The 15,420-nt window shown below is 51.6% G+C and carries 16 protein-coding genes; 5 read left to right on the top strand and 11 right to left on the bottom strand.

Going from position 1 to position 15,420, the window contains the following annotated elements; all coding sequences use genetic code 11:
• Positions 1 to 58 precede the first annotated feature (58 nt).
• The 3 genes from hemE to thiS form a co-directional block, all read right to left on the bottom strand.
• Positions 59 to 1,126, bottom strand: a complete 1,068-nt coding sequence (gene hemE, locus F3F93_RS03550) for a uroporphyrinogen decarboxylase (RefSeq protein ID WP_176957785.1) — start codon at positions 1,124 to 1,126, stop codon at positions 59 to 61.
• A 159-nt stretch (positions 1,127 to 1,285) separates the two neighbouring features.
• Positions 1,286 to 2,065: a thiazole synthase gene (locus F3F93_RS03545; protein WP_277816496.1), complete on the bottom strand. Its 780-nt coding sequence runs from the start codon at positions 2,063 to 2,065 to the stop codon at positions 1,286 to 1,288.
• A gap of 105 nt (positions 2,066 to 2,170) precedes the next feature.
• The gene (thiS, locus tag F3F93_RS03540; RefSeq protein WP_176957784.1) at positions 2,171 to 2,380 is read right to left on the bottom strand and encodes a sulfur carrier protein ThiS; all 210 of its coding nucleotides are present in this window, start codon (positions 2,378 to 2,380) and stop codon (positions 2,171 to 2,173) included.
• Between the two features lie 128 nt (positions 2,381 to 2,508).
• Between thiS and F3F93_RS03535 the strand changes: the two genes are divergently transcribed.
• Genes F3F93_RS03535 through accC form a run of 4 tightly spaced genes read left to right on the top strand, consistent with a single transcriptional unit; the run spans position 2,509 to position 5,242 of the window.
• A complete protein-coding gene (locus tag F3F93_RS03535) occupies positions 2,509 to 2,958 on the top strand; it encodes a hypothetical protein (protein WP_241696940.1) in 450 nt (149 codons plus the stop codon).
• Positions 2,959 to 2,963: 5 nt separating this feature from the next.
• Positions 2,964 to 3,410 (top strand): type II 3-dehydroquinate dehydratase, encoded by a 447-nt coding sequence (aroQ, locus tag F3F93_RS03530; protein ID WP_176957856.1) that lies wholly within the window; start codon positions 2,964 to 2,966, stop codon positions 3,408 to 3,410.
• An 18-nt stretch (positions 3,411 to 3,428) separates the two neighbouring features.
• The gene (gene accB, locus F3F93_RS03525; RefSeq protein WP_176957783.1) at positions 3,429 to 3,881 is read left to right on the top strand and encodes an acetyl-CoA carboxylase biotin carboxyl carrier protein; all 453 of its coding nucleotides are present in this window, start codon (positions 3,429 to 3,431) and stop codon (positions 3,879 to 3,881) included.
• Positions 3,882 to 3,892: 11 nt separating this feature from the next.
• Positions 3,893 to 5,242, top strand: coding sequence for an acetyl-CoA carboxylase biotin carboxylase subunit (gene accC / locus F3F93_RS03520; protein ID WP_176957782.1), 1,350 nt, complete (start codon positions 3,893 to 3,895; stop codon positions 5,240 to 5,242).
• A gap of 245 nt (positions 5,243 to 5,487) precedes the next feature.
• On the opposite strand, the gene F3F93_RS03515 is transcribed toward accC, so the two are convergent.
• Positions 5,488 to 7,032: a 2-isopropylmalate synthase gene (locus F3F93_RS03515; RefSeq protein WP_176957781.1), complete on the bottom strand. Its 1,545-nt coding sequence runs from the start codon at positions 7,030 to 7,032 to the stop codon at positions 5,488 to 5,490.
• 204 nt (positions 7,033 to 7,236) lie between these two features.
• Positions 7,237 to 8,025: a CDP-diacylglycerol--serine O-phosphatidyltransferase gene (gene pssA / locus F3F93_RS03510; protein WP_347239189.1), complete on the bottom strand. Its 789-nt coding sequence runs from the start codon at positions 8,023 to 8,025 to the stop codon at positions 7,237 to 7,239.
• 223 nt (positions 8,026 to 8,248) lie between these two features.
• Between pssA and F3F93_RS03505 the strand changes: the two genes are divergently transcribed.
• Entirely contained in the window at positions 8,249 to 9,316 is a 1,068-nt protein-coding gene (locus tag F3F93_RS03505) for a cyclic nucleotide-binding domain-containing protein (RefSeq protein ID WP_176957780.1), read from the top strand.
• A 24-nt stretch (positions 9,317 to 9,340) separates the two neighbouring features.
• Here the strand turns inward: F3F93_RS03505 and F3F93_RS03500 are convergent, their stop codons facing one another.
• The 6 genes from F3F93_RS03500 to F3F93_RS03475 form a co-directional block, all read right to left on the bottom strand.
• A complete protein-coding gene (locus F3F93_RS03500) occupies positions 9,341 to 10,600 on the bottom strand; it encodes a hypothetical protein (protein WP_241696939.1) in 1,260 nt (419 codons plus the stop codon).
• Positions 10,563 to 11,261 (bottom strand): ABC transporter ATP-binding protein, encoded by a 699-nt coding sequence (locus F3F93_RS03495; protein ID WP_176957779.1) that lies wholly within the window; start codon positions 11,259 to 11,261, stop codon positions 10,563 to 10,565. The genes F3F93_RS03500 and F3F93_RS03495 overlap by 38 nt, the downstream gene beginning before the upstream one ends.
• 30 nt (positions 11,262 to 11,291) lie before the next feature.
• Complete coding sequence (locus F3F93_RS03490; RefSeq protein WP_176957778.1) at positions 11,292 to 12,530, bottom strand: FtsX-like permease family protein; 1,239 nt, start codon at positions 12,528 to 12,530, stop codon at positions 11,292 to 11,294.
• Positions 12,531 to 12,543: 13 nt separating this feature from the next.
• The gene (locus F3F93_RS03485) at positions 12,544 to 13,788 is read right to left on the bottom strand and encodes an FtsX-like permease family protein (protein WP_241696938.1); all 1,245 of its coding nucleotides are present in this window, start codon (positions 13,786 to 13,788) and stop codon (positions 12,544 to 12,546) included.
• Positions 13,789 to 13,800: 12 nt separating this feature from the next.
• Positions 13,801 to 14,559 carry an outer membrane lipoprotein-sorting protein gene (locus F3F93_RS03480; protein WP_176957777.1) on the bottom strand — a complete coding sequence of 253 codons (759 nt, stop codon included), beginning with the start codon at positions 14,557 to 14,559 and terminating at the stop codon, positions 13,801 to 13,803.
• Between the two features lie 283 nt (positions 14,560 to 14,842).
• A complete protein-coding gene (locus tag F3F93_RS03475) occupies positions 14,843 to 15,211 on the bottom strand; it encodes a DUF6164 family protein (RefSeq protein WP_176957776.1) in 369 nt (122 codons plus the stop codon).
• Positions 15,212 to 15,420 lie beyond the last annotated feature (209 nt).

Genomic DNA, 15,420 nt, shown 5'->3' with positions numbered 1-15,420 from the left:
GGCAGTAAACAAAAAAGGCTGCTCAGAGAGCAGCCTTTTTTAAGTGCACGAAAGTCTGTTATCTGTGGTACTGAACAGACTCTTCGCGAACAGCCTTGAAAAACTCAATAGCATGCTCAGGCGGCACATCGGGGGTGATGCCGTGACCGAGATTAAACACATGGCCATTGCCATGACCGAACCTGGCCAGAATATCCTTCACCTCGGCGCGTATGCGTTCCGGTTTGGCATACAACATGGTCGGATCCATATTACCCTGTAGTGCCACCCTGTCACCCACACGGCGACGCGCCTCATCGATATCAATCGACCAGTCCAGTCCCAGCACATCGCAACCGGTATCAGCCATCGCTTCCAGCCATCCCATGCCCCCCTTGGAGTAGAGAATCACAGGAACCCTGCGCCCTTCGTTTTCACGGGTGAGCTGTGAAACGATTCTCTGCATATACTGCAGGGAGAACTCTTTGTAATCACGGGTATTAAGGATGCCGCCCCAGGTATCGAAGATCTGAACAGCCTGAGCGCCACTGGCAATCTGACCATTGAGATAAGCCGCAACAGAGTCCGCCAGCTTTTCAAGCAGCAGATGCATCGTTTCCGGCTCATTGAATGCCATCGCTTTGACTTTGGAGAAGTTCTTGGAGCCGCCACCTTCAACCATGTAGGTCGCCAGTGTCCACGGAGAACCGGCAAAACCGATCAGAGGTACGCGACCATTGAGATCACGACGAATGGTACTTACCGCATCCATCACATAACCGAGCTCTTTGCTCGGATCATCCAGTACCGGCAACTTCTCAACATCAGCACGACAGGTGATCGGATCAGGGAACTTCGGCCCCTCACCGACACCGAAGGTGAGCTCCATCCCCATCGCTTCAGGTACAACCAGAATATCGGAGAATAAAATTGCAGCATCGGCATCAAGAATATCAATCGGCTGCAGTGTCACTTCACTGCAGAGCTCTGGTGAGCGGCAGAGATTCAAAAAACCGCCGGCACGAGCCCTGGTTGCACGGTATTCAGCAAGGTAACGCCCCGCCTGGCGCATCATCCATACCGGTGTACGCTCAACATCCTGGCGCAGGCATGCGCGCAAAAACAGATCATTTTTCAATTCAGTCATTTCAATTCCTTTTTGGACACAGATGGACGCAGATTATCGCTGATGAACAAGATTACTATCAAAAACGATATCACCTGATCCTTCCACTCAATTTCTATCGTATTTACTGATCAAAGCAGACTATCTGTGTTTGTCTGCGCAAATCAGTCTCTGATTTATTTAATCCCAGATATAACCTTCAGTTGGCGATGACGCGCTGGCGAAGGCGCGTTTTGGCATACGACCGGCCAGATAGGCCTGACGCCCTGCCCTGACTGCATCACGCATCGCTTTGGCCATCAGGCACTCATCTTTGGCTTCGGCAATAGCGGTATTGATCAGTACCGCATCTGCACCGAGCTCCATCGATTTGGCAGCATCAGAAGCAGTACCGATTCCGGCATCCACCACAATCGGAACATTCGCACGCTCTTTGATCACGCGAATATTAAACGGATTGGCAAGGCCACGACCGGAACCGATCGGATTACCCAGCGGCATCACCGCCACACAACCGATCTCCTCCAGACGTGTAGCCACAATCGGATCATCATTGGTGTAGACCATCACCTCAAAACCCTCTGCCACCAGTATCTCGGCCGCTTTGATGGTCTCAACCACATTGGGATAAAGGGTCTGTGTATCACCGAGCACTTCCAGCTTTACAAGGTTCCAGCCACCGGCTTCACGAGCCAGACGCAGGGTACGCACAGCATCATCGGCGTTAAAGCAGCCAGCCGTATTAGGCAGAATGGTATATTTTTTTGGATCGATATAGTCGAGCAGGTTCTCTTTGCCAGGATCGGTAATATTCACACGACGAACAGCCACTGTGATCATCTCAGCCTCTGATGCTTCAGTCGCATCTTTGGTGGTCTGAAAATCTTTATATTTTCCGGAACCTACAATGAGCCGTGATCTGAACTCATGGCTACCTACTTTAAACATATCATCAGACATCGAATCAAACTCCCCTTCCGCACAATCTGTACGGGAAAACGTCACAACTATTTCTCTTTTGCGCATGCACAAGGACGAGACATCCCATACGTTATCAGTAAAAAATCAACCGCCGCCAATCATGTGAACCAGTTCAATGCGGTCACCATGTTTCAGAGCAGTGCTCTCATACCGGCTTCTGGGAACCACCTCGAGATTGCACTCAATGGCAATCATACGCTTCTCCAGCCCCATCTCGGCCACCAGCTCACTGAGGGTGGCTGCCTGCACAACCCGGTCTTCGCCATTAATATGGATGGTAATCTCTTCAGACATGCAAGCCCCTCTAAAATCCTCAAAAACCAATCGTAATGATCGTTTTTTAACCAGAATCGATCTTTTTCAACCCGTTTATGCATTCATCCCGATTGACCGGCTATATGCGAACACTTAGTGTGAGCCGTATGCTAACAGCAAGCGCCAGCACACCCAATACCCGGCAGTTAATAGCGAAGTCAGTCCCGGTGCCTGCCAACTGGCACGGTGTCGCAGACGGCATGGATGCGGCCAAAGCGGCGATCAGCAGGCGCGATCTCGATGCTGCTGAGCATATCCTTAAAGATCTGATCGCCTTTGCCCCGTCTGAAACCTCTGCCTGGCGGCTTCTGGCTCGCATTCAGCGAAAACTCGGAAAAATTGAAGCGGGTATAGAGAGCGCCACCCGCGCACTAAAGTTACAGAATGCCCGTCAGATGCCGCAAACAGCCGCATCGACTACACTGGCCAGACTACTCTGGCAGCAGGGCGAAAAAGAGCATGCCATCGAGATGCTTGGCCTGCTCATGATGCGCCAGCCCGAAGATGCTTCTCTACAAACACTTAAACATGAATGGGAGAGAGAGACCAACTCATGAAAAACCTGCGCATCCTTGTCCTGCATGGACCCAACCTGAACCTTCTCGGCACCCGTGAACCCGGCCACTACGGTCATGTCACACTCGCTGATATCAACCAGTCACTAATCGATCTCGGCGACAGCCTTGGCGTTGAGATTTCAACCTTTCAGAGCAATCACGAAGGAGAGCTGGTGGATCGCATTCATCAGGCTGCCAGTGACCATATCGATGGTATTGTTATCAATCCGGCTGCTTACACCCACACCAGTATTGCACTCCGTGATGCCATGCTGGCTATCAACATCCCGTTTATTGAGGTACACCTCTCCAATATCCATCGTCGCGAGGAGTTCCGTCACCACTCCATGCTTGCAGCTGCCGCTACAGGCATTGTGGCAGGCTTTGGAGCCGCCTCTTACCAACTGGCCCTGCGCGGACTGCAAGATCATTTGCGTCAGATTAAAGACTAATAAAACAAGGAGATTAACTTGGACATTTCCCAGATTCGCAAACTTATAAAACTGATTCAGAGCACAGATGTCACAGAGATTGAAGTCACCGAAGGTGCTGAAACTGTACGCATCTCGCGTGGCTCACCTGTGGCGGCTGCCCCTGTTTACGCTGCTGCGCCAGCACCTGTCGCCGCACCTGCAGCTGCTGCCCCTGCCGCTGTAGCAGAGACCCCTGCTGAGAGTACGGCCAATCAGGTCAAATCACCAATGGTAGGCACCTTCTACTCATCACCAAGCCCTGATGCGGACACCTTCGTTGCCGTCGGCCAGAAAGTTAAAAAGGGTGATACCCTCTGCATCATTGAAGCGATGAAGATGATGAATGAGATCGAGTCTGAGTATGACGGTGTTGTTGAAGCCATCCTTGCAGACAACGCAACGCCAGTTGAATACGGCCAGCCTATTTTCGTTATCACACCACTGGGCTGATCGGAGGATACATGTTTCACAAAATTCTGATCGCCAACCGTGGCGAAATTGCCGTACGCATTATCCGTGCCTGTAAAGAGCTGGGTATTCGTTCGGTAGCTGTCTACTCTGAGGCAGACCGTGATTGCATGCACGCCAGACTGGCAGATGAATCAGTCTGTATCGGCCCTGCATCAAGCTCCCTCTCCTACCTCAATATTGCAGCCATCATGGCTGCTGCCGAGCTGACTGATGCGCAAGCGATCCACCCCGGCTTCGGATTTCTGGCTGAAAATGCCGAGTTTGCCGAGATCGTCAATGAGTCCGGTCTTGTATGGATTGGCCCGACACCTGAATCGATGCGCATCATGGGCGACAAAGTTACTGCCAAGAAGAAGATGGAGATTGCAGGTGTGCCGCTGGTTCCAGGTTCAGACGGTGCAGTAAAAGATATTGAAGAGGCCAGAGCCATTGCCAAAAAGTCCGGCTTCCCGCTGATTATCAAAGCATCTGCTGGCGGCGGTGGCCGTGGCATGAAGGTAGTGCACTCTGAGGCCTCTTTTTCCAATGCCTTCTCCATGTGCAAAGCCGAAGCCGGTGCAGCATTCGGTGATGACACCGTGTTTATCGAGAAGTTCCTCGTTGAGCCGCGTCATATCGAAGTGCAGGTACTTGGCGATACGCATGGTAACATCGTACATCTTTACGAGCGCGAATGTTCCATGCAGCGCAATAATCAGAAGGTGCTGGAAGAAGCTCCAAGCCCCTCCATTGATGCGGAGACACGTGAGAAGATCTGTGCTGCAGGTCTGGCTGCTGCCAAAGCAGTAGATTACGTGGGTGCCGGCACCATTGAATTCCTGATGAATGCGGATAATTCATTCTATTTCATGGAGATGAACACCCGCATTCAGGTAGAACACCCGGTAACGGAATGGATTACCGGCGTTGACCTGATCGAGTGGCAGATCCGTGTGGCCAATGGTGAAAAACTCGCATTCAAACAGGAAGACCTCAAGATCAAGGGTCATGCCATCGAATGCCGCATCAATGCCGAGCACCCGTTCAAGTTCACCCCCTCTCCGGGAACAGTGGAGCTCTATCACGCCCCCGGTGGTCGCAGTGTACGTGTCGATTCACACCTCTATACAGGCTATAAAATCCCGCCGCACTACGACTCTATGATCGGTAAAATCATCACCCATGCGCGTGATCGTGAAAAGTGCATCCGTCGTATGCAGCGGGCGATTGATGAGCTGGTTGTTCTGGGCGTCACCACCAATCAGGAGCTGCATCAGCGTCTGCTTGCCAATCCCGGATTCCAGAAGGGCGAATTCAACATTCACTTCCTGGAGAAGTGGCTGAAACAGATGAGTTTATGATGTGTAAGATACGGCATCGGGCTCCGGCCCTCTGCCTTTAGTCGCTGGAGACAACGTGGTTTTCTCCAGCTCGCTAAAGCCACCCCTCCTGGGTGTGGGTATCCTTTGAACTAACGATCAACAACAGCAAAAAAGGCCGGGCATATGCCCGGCCTTTTCTTGTTTCCACTATGTTTTTATCAAGCAGATGCAGCGTAAGGAGTGATAGGTTTACACCTCACCCCTTTCTCCTCACGATTCTCCGGTCACACGCCTGAGTACTGTGCATGCACCTCTCTGGCATGCATGTTCGGAAGCTTGTTCAGCGCGGCAATCAGTGCCTTGGCAGATGCCACAATAATGTCGGTATCTGACCCCTGGCCATTCACAATACGTTCACCATCCTGCAAGCGCACTGTCACCTCACCCTGTGCATCGGTTCCGGCAGTAATGGCGTTCACGGCATAGAGCAGCAACCTGCCATTAGGCTCAACCATCGATTTGATCGCCTGGAAAGCAGCATCCACAGGACCATCCCCGTGTGCCGTCGCCTTGTGTCGAACACCCTCAATCTCCAGTTCAACTGCAGCCACCGGAGCATCGTTGGTGCCTGATGCCGCATGCAGGCTGATCAGCTTCACACGCTCAGCATCAACACTGGAGTCATCCGAAAGAATCGACATCAGATCTTCATCGAAGATATCCTTCTTCTTATCCGCCAACACCTTGAAACGATCAAAGATCACAATCAGACGCTCATCATCCAGCTCTACACCCAGCTCAATATAACGGGCTTTCAGGGCTGCACGACCGGAGTGTTTACCCAGCACCATACGATTGGCTCTCCAACCCACTGATTCCGGTGTCATGATCTCATAGGTTTTCTTATGCTTGAGCATGCCATCCTGATGGATGCCGGACTCATGAGCGAAAGCATTGGCACCGACAATCGCCTTGTTCGGCTGAATCGGCATACCGGTAATCTGGCTGACCAGCTTGGAGGTAGGCACAATCTTGGTGGTATCGATACCCAGATCAATATTGTATCGATCTGAACGGGTCTTCATGATCATCACGATCTCTTCCAGAGCTGCATTGCCGGCACGCTCACCCAGACCATTGATGGTGCACTCAACCTGACGTGCACCGTTTTCTACAGCCGCCAGCGAGTTAGCCACAGCAAGGCCGAGATCATTGTGGCAATGCACTGAAAAGATCGCCTTATCGGAGTTCGGAACATTTTCAATCAACGTGCGAATGCGATAGCCGAATTCATCCGGTGTCATATAACCGACTGTATCCGGAATATTGATTACACGTGCCCCGGCATCAATCACCTTCTCCACAATACGGCAGAGAAAATCGATCTCGGAACGGCCTGCATCTTCAGCAGAAAACTCCACTTCAGGCACCAGTGAACGCGCCTGTTTGACCGCTGCCACTGCACGCTCTACCACCTGATCCGGAGTCATGCGCAGCTTGGCCTCCATGTGAATCGGACTTGTGGCAATAAAGGTGTGAATGCGGGCTCGATCACCAGCTGGCTTTACCGCCTCGGCGGCACGGGCAATATCCCCCTGTGCGGCTCTTGCCAGTCCGGCGATGACCGGACCATGCACCTGGCTGGCGATGCGATGAACAGCCTCAAAATCACCGGGAGATGCGATAGGGAAACCCGCCTCGATAATATCTACGCCGAGCACGGCCAGAGCATGGGCCACACGCAATTTCTCATCAATGTTCATCGAGCAGCCCGGTGACTGCTCGCCATCACGCAGTGTTGTATCAAATATGTACAAGCGATCAGACATGTTTATCTCCTATCTATTCCAAAAAAAATCAGCAGCAACAAAAAAGGCCGCGGAAATCCGCGGCCTGTACATCATCAGCTGAAACCAATCAGCAGACGCACAGACCCGTTCGAAGTAGCAGGTACTTCGTTGCAGTGGTAAATGCGGAAAACTGGCTGTTCATGTGACGCATTAAAGCACCATGCAACGGGTGGGTCAATTTCCTTAAAGCTGATCAGAATCTTCGCCACTACCCTGTTGCTTGCGCTTGAGCTTACGCTGCTGACGATACTGGGTAAGCCGCCGGTTCTGCCAGAGACTCAAAATTGGCCCGTGCAGGCAGTAGATAAACAGGATACCGAACGGTACGCGATACGGGTCAATAGCAACAAGGCCGACAACCAGGATCATACCTACCAGCACACCTGTCGAGTGGCGCTGTTTCAGATCAATATCTTTACCTGAAATAAACCGGACATTACTGACCATCAGCCAGGCCAGAGAGAGTGCCAGGAAAAACCAGAGCCACGGCCATGGACTGAACCTACCATCGACATGGTAAAGCACCGCAGTAGCGATCAGTAGCGCTACGCCCGGCGTCGGCAATCCCTGAAAATAACGTTTATCCTGATGCTCCAGCTGCACATTAAAGCGCGCCAGTCGGATGGCTGCTCCGGCCACCAAAAAGAAGCCCCCCAGCCATGCCAGCTTGTGCAGATCAGGGCCAAGATTCAGCAGTGCCCACATATAGAGCAGCACAGCAGGTGCGACACCAAAGGAGAGCATATCACAGAGAGAGTCATACTCGGCACCGAATGAGGTCTCGGCATGCAACAGCCTTGCCACCCGGCCATCGAGCATATCAAATACAGCAGCAGCAAGAATTGCCCAGGCGGCAAGTTCAAAGCGCCCCTGAACAGCTGCAATCAGTGCATAGAAACCGGCAAACAGCCCCATCGTAGTAAACAGACTGGGCAGCAGATAAACACCGCGTCGGGTCACCGCATCTTTAATAGGCACAGGCTTCTCCATATTTCTCTTCATTTTTTTTCGTAATCACAACGACCAGAGCGGCCGGAATCTCGCAAAAACCCCACCCGTCAGAGGCGAACGGGATAGCGCTGCGAGGCCTACCGGAGGTTGGGTGGTCAATTGTCATTGCGCCAAGACTAGCGACAACCATGACCATACCCAAGCAATGTATGACAATCCCGATTCATAGGCTATGCTTGCAGCCATGTCACTGAGTGAACAAAAGCTCCTGCACAGCTACCTGCTGCTGCATCATGTCTTCCCCGAAGATATGCATATTGTGCGCCCCCTGATTCAGATGCTGCAGAGAAGTGAGCGTATCAAAGAGGCTCGCAACCTTGCCCTGAGCATGGCCAGACGCATGCTCGCCAGTGGCAAAGGCGGCTTTGCCCTTGGTTTTCTGGCGATATGCAAACAACTTGATCACCCAAAAACAGAAGAGATCGAAGCACTCTCGAATATGGCACGCATCACCAGCGCCGGATTTCAGGAGAGCAGTTCCGGATCAGGTCACCTCTTTGCCCTGATTGATCAGCTCTCAGATCAGGAGGCCCTCGATTTTATTTCGCAGGCCACCCTGATACAGGCTGAGGCCGGTCACGATATTGTAACTCAGGGCGAAGCCAGCGAAACCTTCTATCTGATCCTTGAAGGCAGTGTGGATGTTCGCCTGATGCTTGCTGATGGCAGATCAAAAACACTGACCACACTCAACGCCGGCGACTTCTTCGGTGAGTTTGCCTGCCTCTACAAGCTAAACCGTACAGCAACGATTTCAGCCAATAGCCTGACCCGAATGCTTGAGTTCTCCAGCCAGTCGATCACCCAATTGATGGAGCGTTCCCCTCTGGCTGGTGATCAGCTTATCCGCACTGTGCAGACACGTATGGTGCACGCCATGACCCATGCCATGCCCGCTTTCTCGCAACTGCCGGAAGAGGATAAAATCTGGGCTGCTGAAGAGTCTGTTGTGCATAGTTATGAGAGTGGAGAAACGATCCCCATCAGCGATCTTTCTGCACCTGTCTGCCATATTATCCTCTCCGGAGAAGCCGAGTTAAATATGCCAGATGGTCAACAGATAAAACTCTGCAGCGGTGATTTTTTCGGTACGGTCAACCCTCATATTGAGCTGCCTTTTGAGTCTGAGATCAAAACAAAACAGCGGGCACTGGTTTGTGAGATGCCCGAGAATATTTTCAACACCTTTATGAAGCTCTACGCATCCTTTGAACAACATGTAGAGCAGGTCAATACGAACAGGTTCATCTAAGAGTCTGTTAACACCAATCCAAGGTTAGAAGTAACTGCGAATCTCTGCACTGACCGAATTGGGATAGAGTCCAAACTCACTGTTGATACGTACACCAGCTGGCCTGGCTCCCCTTGCCACTGCACCACTAAAAGCAAGTTCGGACTCATCACTCAATGAGTAGAGCAGATAAACAGCTGCCAGCCCGGAGTGATCCATCCAGTTGTAAATCAGGGTGAGATCCCCGCTCAGCAGCGGCGTAAACTCATAACCGGCTCCCAATGCACTGTAGTTTCGCGCCAGATAGCCACCTTGCGTAGCCAAGACTGCGGCATAGGTCGCACTGCTTGAGGCGCCACCACCGTGATAAAACTGCTCAGCACGCAGACTCAATGTGTTTTCCCAACGGTGCTCCAGCCCCAGGGCAAATTCCACGCGTCGTTTGAATCCTGCCTGATCAGGGAAATTTACATGTCCCTCCGCCCTGACACCCAACCACTCAAACAACTCACCCTGCAGGTCACCACCAACCACCCGATCTTTTTTCACTGAACCAGCCAGCAGTGCCAGTTCAAAATCACCAAACAGTGATGAAATACGAGCCAGATAGGAGTTCCTTGCCGCATCAACCCTGTTGCTCCAGCCATTGTCGCCACCGCTATCAAGCCGGTATCCCAGCACCGAAATCAGTGACAACTGTGAGAGCTCTGACAGTTGAACATCTGCCCGCAGCGCATCTACGCCGGGTTTATAGGAGCGAAAAAAGGTTTGTGCAGCAAAGGGGGCAAAGAAGTCGTTAGGGGTGAAATAGAAGGTAGTGGCCAGATTCACCGGTTGCCGCCCCGCTTTGATGTTCACTCTGTTTGATGCGTACTGCAGATTCAGCCGATCAACCAGCAGATGCGCTGCCCTGCTATCAAAACTCCAGTCAAGAAGATCACTGCGCTCTACCCCCTGTAGCAGAGCCAGATTACTGCCTCCATGTTGCAGGCTAAGCGGGATATAGTTCTGCACTGCATGCATCTCGAAACTGATATGCTTAGAAAAACCGGCATCCACCATCAACCTGCCGGAAGCGGCCAGCCCCGAAACTGATCGTCTATTATAATAGACTTGATTATCCGGATTTTTCAACGCCAACCCCGAGCCACGAAGAAGCCCTCGCGCCTCCAGGCTGTTGTCATCTTCCTGCCACGACAGGAAGGCCATGGCTGACTGCGGCAGAGCAACCAGAACAATCACAACAGATACAGCTTTGAGCAGCTGCTTAAGCTTGAATTTCATCCGACTCAATTTTTCCATCATGGATAGTGATAATGCGCCTTGCCCGATCTATGACATGTTGATCGTGAGTTGAGAAGAGAAAGGTGATGCCCTGCTCCCTATTCAGCTGCTGCATCAGATCAAGCAGTGATTCAGCCGTATGCGAATCGACATTGGCCGTCGGCTCATCTGCCAGCACGATGGCAGGCCTTGTCACAATGGCACGGGCAATGGCCACGCGCTGCTGCTGCCCGCCACTCATCTCATCCGGCCTGCGATGCTCAAGCCCTTCAAGACCCACCGCTTTCAGTGTCGCCATTACCCGTTCCCGGGATTCCGCTTCACTCACCCCCTGCAGGTTGAGAACAAACTCAGCGTTTTCATAGGCTGTCATTACTGGAATGAGATTGTAGGCCTGAAAAACGAAACCGATGCGATCCTTGCGAACAGAAGAGAGCTGTGTGCTATCCAGTGTTGAAAGATCGACACCATCCACCCAGACCCTGCCTGAGCTTGGCACATCAAGCCCGCCGATCAGGTTGAGAATACTGGTTTTACCGGAGCCGGACGGGCCACATAACACGGCAAAATCACCATTCTCAATGGCCAGTGAGACACCATTCACGGCATGCACATCCACCTTACCTTGCCGGTAGGTTTTAATGACGCTCTGCATCTGGACAATATGTTCGTTTTTGTTCATCTCTGCTCATCTCTGTTCATTGCATCGACCTCATATCGTTTTCAGACTCTCAACAGGCGGCACACGCCCTGCCCGCCAGGCCGGATACAAGCCCGCCAGCAGCGCCAGCATAAACAGCGTACCGAGAATCGCCATCATACTCTCTTTGAACAATCGGGCCTTAAACACTGGATCAACCAGTACACCGCCATAGCTGAAGTCAGTGCCGAATGCGCCGGAGAAGTCGATGCCATAGTTGTAGAGAAAGTAGTACCAGGGGGTAGTAATGATGATGCCAAGTATCAGCCCGACAATAGAGAGCCAGAACGACTCCACCATCACCAGTTTAAACAGCACCTTCGGCGACATGCCAACCGCCATCATTACACCGAACTCCCGGGTTCGCTCCAATACACTCATCAGCATGGTATTGAGAATACCCACGGCAATCAGCAGGCCGACAAGAAGCTGGCTGATATAGTTACCAGCCTTATCAAAAGCTATCACAGCAGCAAGGTCGGGCTGTGACTCTTTCCAGGTTAATACATCCGCCGCCTCTGCCTCAGGCAGAGCAGCAACCTTATCGCGCATGCCTTCCGCATGGCGCTGATCTTTAATCACCACAGCGATCACCGTCGCTTCATCCGGGGCATAACTGAGCGTCTTCTGCACACTGGCGATCGGTAGCAGAGCCATGATCCCGTCAATCGTATTCTCACCAGTGGTAAAGATGCCGGTTACCCGTGCAATATTGCTAACGATCTCACCTTCAGCATCGGTCGTGGTATAAACCACCTTCTTACCGATTTTTACCTGCAGTTTTTTGGCCAGCCTGCTACCGATCACAATGCCGCGCCCTGCTCTGTCGGAAAAAACCGATCCCTCGACAATCGAGCGGATCAACAGATTGTTTTCTTCACTTTCAAAAGCAGGATCAACTGCAATAAATGCACCACCGACACTTTTGCGGGCACTGGCAAACATCGCCTGACCGGTAATGCGAACCGTGGCGTCGGATACCCCTTCCAGTGCAACTATTTTCTCGCGCAACATCTCTACACCATGAAGACGTTTATCCAGTGTCGGTTTCAGATGATAACCAACCGGCTCTACCGTCACATGGCCCATACCCATGCTGGCACCGGTATCGATCATATTGGTATAGGTGTAATCGCCGGAGCCTGTGAAGGTGACAGCTAGCATCACCCCGAATCCGATTGAGAATGCGGTAATCAGCGTCCGCCGCTTTCTGCGCCAGATATTGCGCCAGGCAAGCTTATTGAGATTCATCAGAGCCCTGTTCTCATCGGTAGTAAATCGCTTTCACCGGACTTAACAACGCCGCTTTCACTGCCGGATAGATTACCGCAAGCGCGGCAATAACAAACAGGAAGATGACCGGATAGGCCAAGGCTTCTGTGGTAATCGCCGCATACCAGAGCGGATCGAATGCGATACCACCGTAGGAGATTGAGCTGGCCATGGATGAGAGATCAATGCCATGAATCCGGTAGTAGTCGGAAACCCACCAACCTCCTGCAAGGCCAACAGAAGCCGCTATAAAAGTAAGAATAAACGTCTCTGCAAACACCAACGCAAGCAGCTGCCAGGGGGAGACGCCAAGCGCCTTCATAATCCCGAATTCATGGATACGCTCAAACACATTCATCAGCATCGCATTAAGGACAACGGTTGCCACAGCAATATAGAAGATCACCAGCATAATCATGATCTGCACATCGGCAGTTTCAATCATGCGTGCAATCACCGGCATGAGCTGCTTCCAGTTTTTTACTTCAAGCCCTGCAGCCCCCTCTTCAATCAATCCCTCAACCAATCCTCCAACCTTTGCTGTTTCGGCCACCAGATCTGCCGTTCGATCCCCGCGAATCACAACAATCTCATGCGCCCCCTCCGGAATCACCAGCAGCTGCCTGAGTGTCGGCATCGGCATGAACATTCCCATCCTGTCGATGCCGTCTGATACAGACTTGAGGATACCGCGTACGCGGAACAGGTCATTGGCCATGTATCCGTCTGCACTCTGGCCGACAAACACAAGTTCATCGCCGAGATCGACACCGAGTGTGGCTGCAAGTTTTTTTCCCAGCACCACGCCATTGCTATCGTCTTCAACCAGCCACTGACCATAGCCAACATGCTGATAGAGTTCGGTGACCGTCATCTCCTGCTTCAAATCAATGCCGCGAAGATGCACGCCGCTTGATGCCATGTTGGCGGCCAGAAGTCCGTAACCGTAGATACGACTGGAAGCCATGTATCCCTGCTGCTGAAGTCTGGTAACCAGCTCATCTGCGCTGTCGATACGCGTATAAAGATCGGGATCATCACGGTAGCCCTGTGCATGAATCTGAATATCGCCCATATTCATCGATACCACACTACGCTCACTGCCCTGAATCATCCCCTCCATCAGTGAGGCAAAGAAAATCATAATCAGGCAGGCAAAAGCCATCGCCAGCATGGTCACAAGTGAACGCTGCCAGTTGCGACTCACATTTCTTGATGCCAGGGTCAGGATTCTCATATCAGGTAAAGATCATCGCCGTTTCAGACTTGCTTTGGTGAACATTGCATCACTGACTTCGATATTAAGTTCAAGCTGTTCGTAGATAAACTCAGTGTACTCATCGGGTTTATCAGCTGGTACAACGCGTAACAGAGCTGGTCGCATCTTACCACTGAGCAATTTCATATCGGTAAAGGTAAATGTGCGGGCCAGCGCCATATCCTCATCGAAATAGCGCTCCAGCAGCGGCGCATAACCATCGGCAAGAATCGTCAGCAGCAGTTTCCCCCATACCACCGGTGCATCCGGTTTGGGTGTGAGTGTGAACTCGATAATATCAAGCCCGTCCCGCACACCTTCAAAACTGATGGAAGCCTCATAATCCTCCTCCAGTCGCGCCTCTTTAACGAGATCATCATTGGTGAGATGGCTGCCCATCCATGAGCCCATCATCATACCGCTGGTCAAACGAATCGTGCGATCGGTCTTGGGCAGGTAGCTGTAGATGTGATTCTCTGATTTCAACGTCATCGCCCCCTTTTCACGCAGCGGCTCAAGTACGCGAAAGAGTGTCTTCTCCTTGCCCTTGGACCACCCCTCCATACGCATCGTGCGGGTGTAATGCTCTGTTTTCACACGCATCGTCACCACGGCATAGGATGAGTCACCACGCCAGAGATCATCGACCCTGTTGAGAATATGGGTCGTGCGCTCTTTATCACTTAACGCTTCAGCAGTTACGGCTGGCAGAAACAGAAAAATAGCAAGTAGAAAGCAGAGGGTTCTCATAAGCTTAGTGTAGGAGATAAGCGTAGCATGTGAAAGCGTAGACTCTGCTAAGGAAATGCTGATTTACTCAGGATTTCCTTGCAGTCCACGGATGGGCTGCCAAATCAGAAACGGAAGTGGATGATTTGTATGCAACAATAAAACCACGCTTTTGATGTTCGGCATCCATGCCTCGCACCAATGCATGGCGGCTTTTCGCCGTCCCATTCCACTATCCTGATGAATGGTGTTATTGCGAGCTTATTTTTGGCAGGAGCCAACAAATAAGCATCCCCTAAAATAGTCAGTTATTTCCGAAACTCAGGAATGGACTAAGGCTGACATAGAGAATAAACAGCGAGAAAAGCAGAAGAACGATCACCATAACAGGATGCTGCCTGAAACGATCAAAGAAGGTCACCTGCCCCCCTTCTGCCCTCAACCGCTCATATTCAGCCCGCTTCTCGGCGTGGCGCCTGCTCTGATAACCATCAATCAAAAGCCTGGCCTGATCCAGCTTCTCATCATCATGCAGCCAGATGGCGGGAGTACCAATGCCAAAACCGCCGGCATGGGTCTCATAAAAGGATATATCATGCTCACCCAGCAGCAGGCGCACATCCTCCGCTTCATCATCGGGCACATCCCTGAGTTTAAACAGTCTAACAGCCACAATATATCTCCATGAGCTAAGGATACCCTGAATGTTTCAGCGTATCCCTAACACTATGCACACACCGCCTCTAAATAAAATACCTATATGCGAATATTGTGCTATCATCAGGTTATGCAAGCGCCCTCTTTTGACACAACTTACTGACATTTTTTGTCACAAGGCTAAGAAAAAGCTTGATATAGAGCCATTCTAATTGGCATCATGCT

It is taken from the genome of Mariprofundus sp. KV (assembly GCF_013387475.1).
GTDB lineage: Bacteria > Pseudomonadota > Zetaproteobacteria > Mariprofundales > Mariprofundaceae > Mariprofundus.
This window is presented reverse-complemented; position numbering and strand designations above follow the sequence as displayed.

What these genes read in the sequence shown, in the direction of transcription:
- hemE (WP_176957785.1), bottom strand. Translation starts at nt 1,126, where the DNA reads ATGACTGAATTGAAAAATGATCTGTTTTTGCGCGCATGCCTGCGCCAG.
- F3F93_RS03545 (WP_277816496.1), bottom strand. Translation starts at nt 2,065, where the DNA reads ATGTCTGATGATATGTTTAAAGTAGGTAGCCATGAGTTCAGATCACGG.
- thiS (WP_176957784.1), bottom strand. Translation starts at nt 2,380, where the DNA reads ATGTCTGAAGAGATTACCATCCATATTAATGGCGAAGACCGGGTTGTG.
- F3F93_RS03535 (WP_241696940.1), top strand. Translation starts at nt 2,509, where the DNA reads ATGCTAACAGCAAGCGCCAGCACACCCAATACCCGGCAGTTAATAGCG.
- accC (WP_176957782.1), top strand. Translation starts at nt 3,893, where the DNA reads ATGTTTCACAAAATTCTGATCGCCAACCGTGGCGAAATTGCCGTACGC.
- F3F93_RS03515 (WP_176957781.1), bottom strand. Translation starts at nt 7,032, where the DNA reads ATGTCTGATCGCTTGTACATATTTGATACAACACTGCGTGATGGCGAG.
- F3F93_RS03505 (WP_176957780.1), top strand. Translation starts at nt 8,249, where the DNA reads ATGTCACTGAGTGAACAAAAGCTCCTGCACAGCTACCTGCTGCTGCAT.
- F3F93_RS03500 (WP_241696939.1), bottom strand. Translation starts at nt 10,600, where the DNA reads ATGATGGAAAAATTGAGTCGGATGAAATTCAAGCTTAAGCAGCTGCTC.
- F3F93_RS03495 (WP_176957779.1), bottom strand. Translation starts at nt 11,261, where the DNA reads ATGAACAAAAACGAACATATTGTCCAGATGCAGAGCGTCATTAAAACC.
- F3F93_RS03490 (WP_176957778.1), bottom strand. Translation starts at nt 12,530, where the DNA reads ATGAATCTCAATAAGCTTGCCTGGCGCAATATCTGGCGCAGAAAGCGG.
- F3F93_RS03485 (WP_241696938.1), bottom strand. Translation starts at nt 13,788, where the DNA reads ATGAGAATCCTGACCCTGGCATCAAGAAATGTGAGTCGCAACTGGCAG.
- F3F93_RS03480 (WP_176957777.1), bottom strand. Translation starts at nt 14,559, where the DNA reads ATGAGAACCCTCTGCTTTCTACTTGCTATTTTTCTGTTTCTGCCAGCC.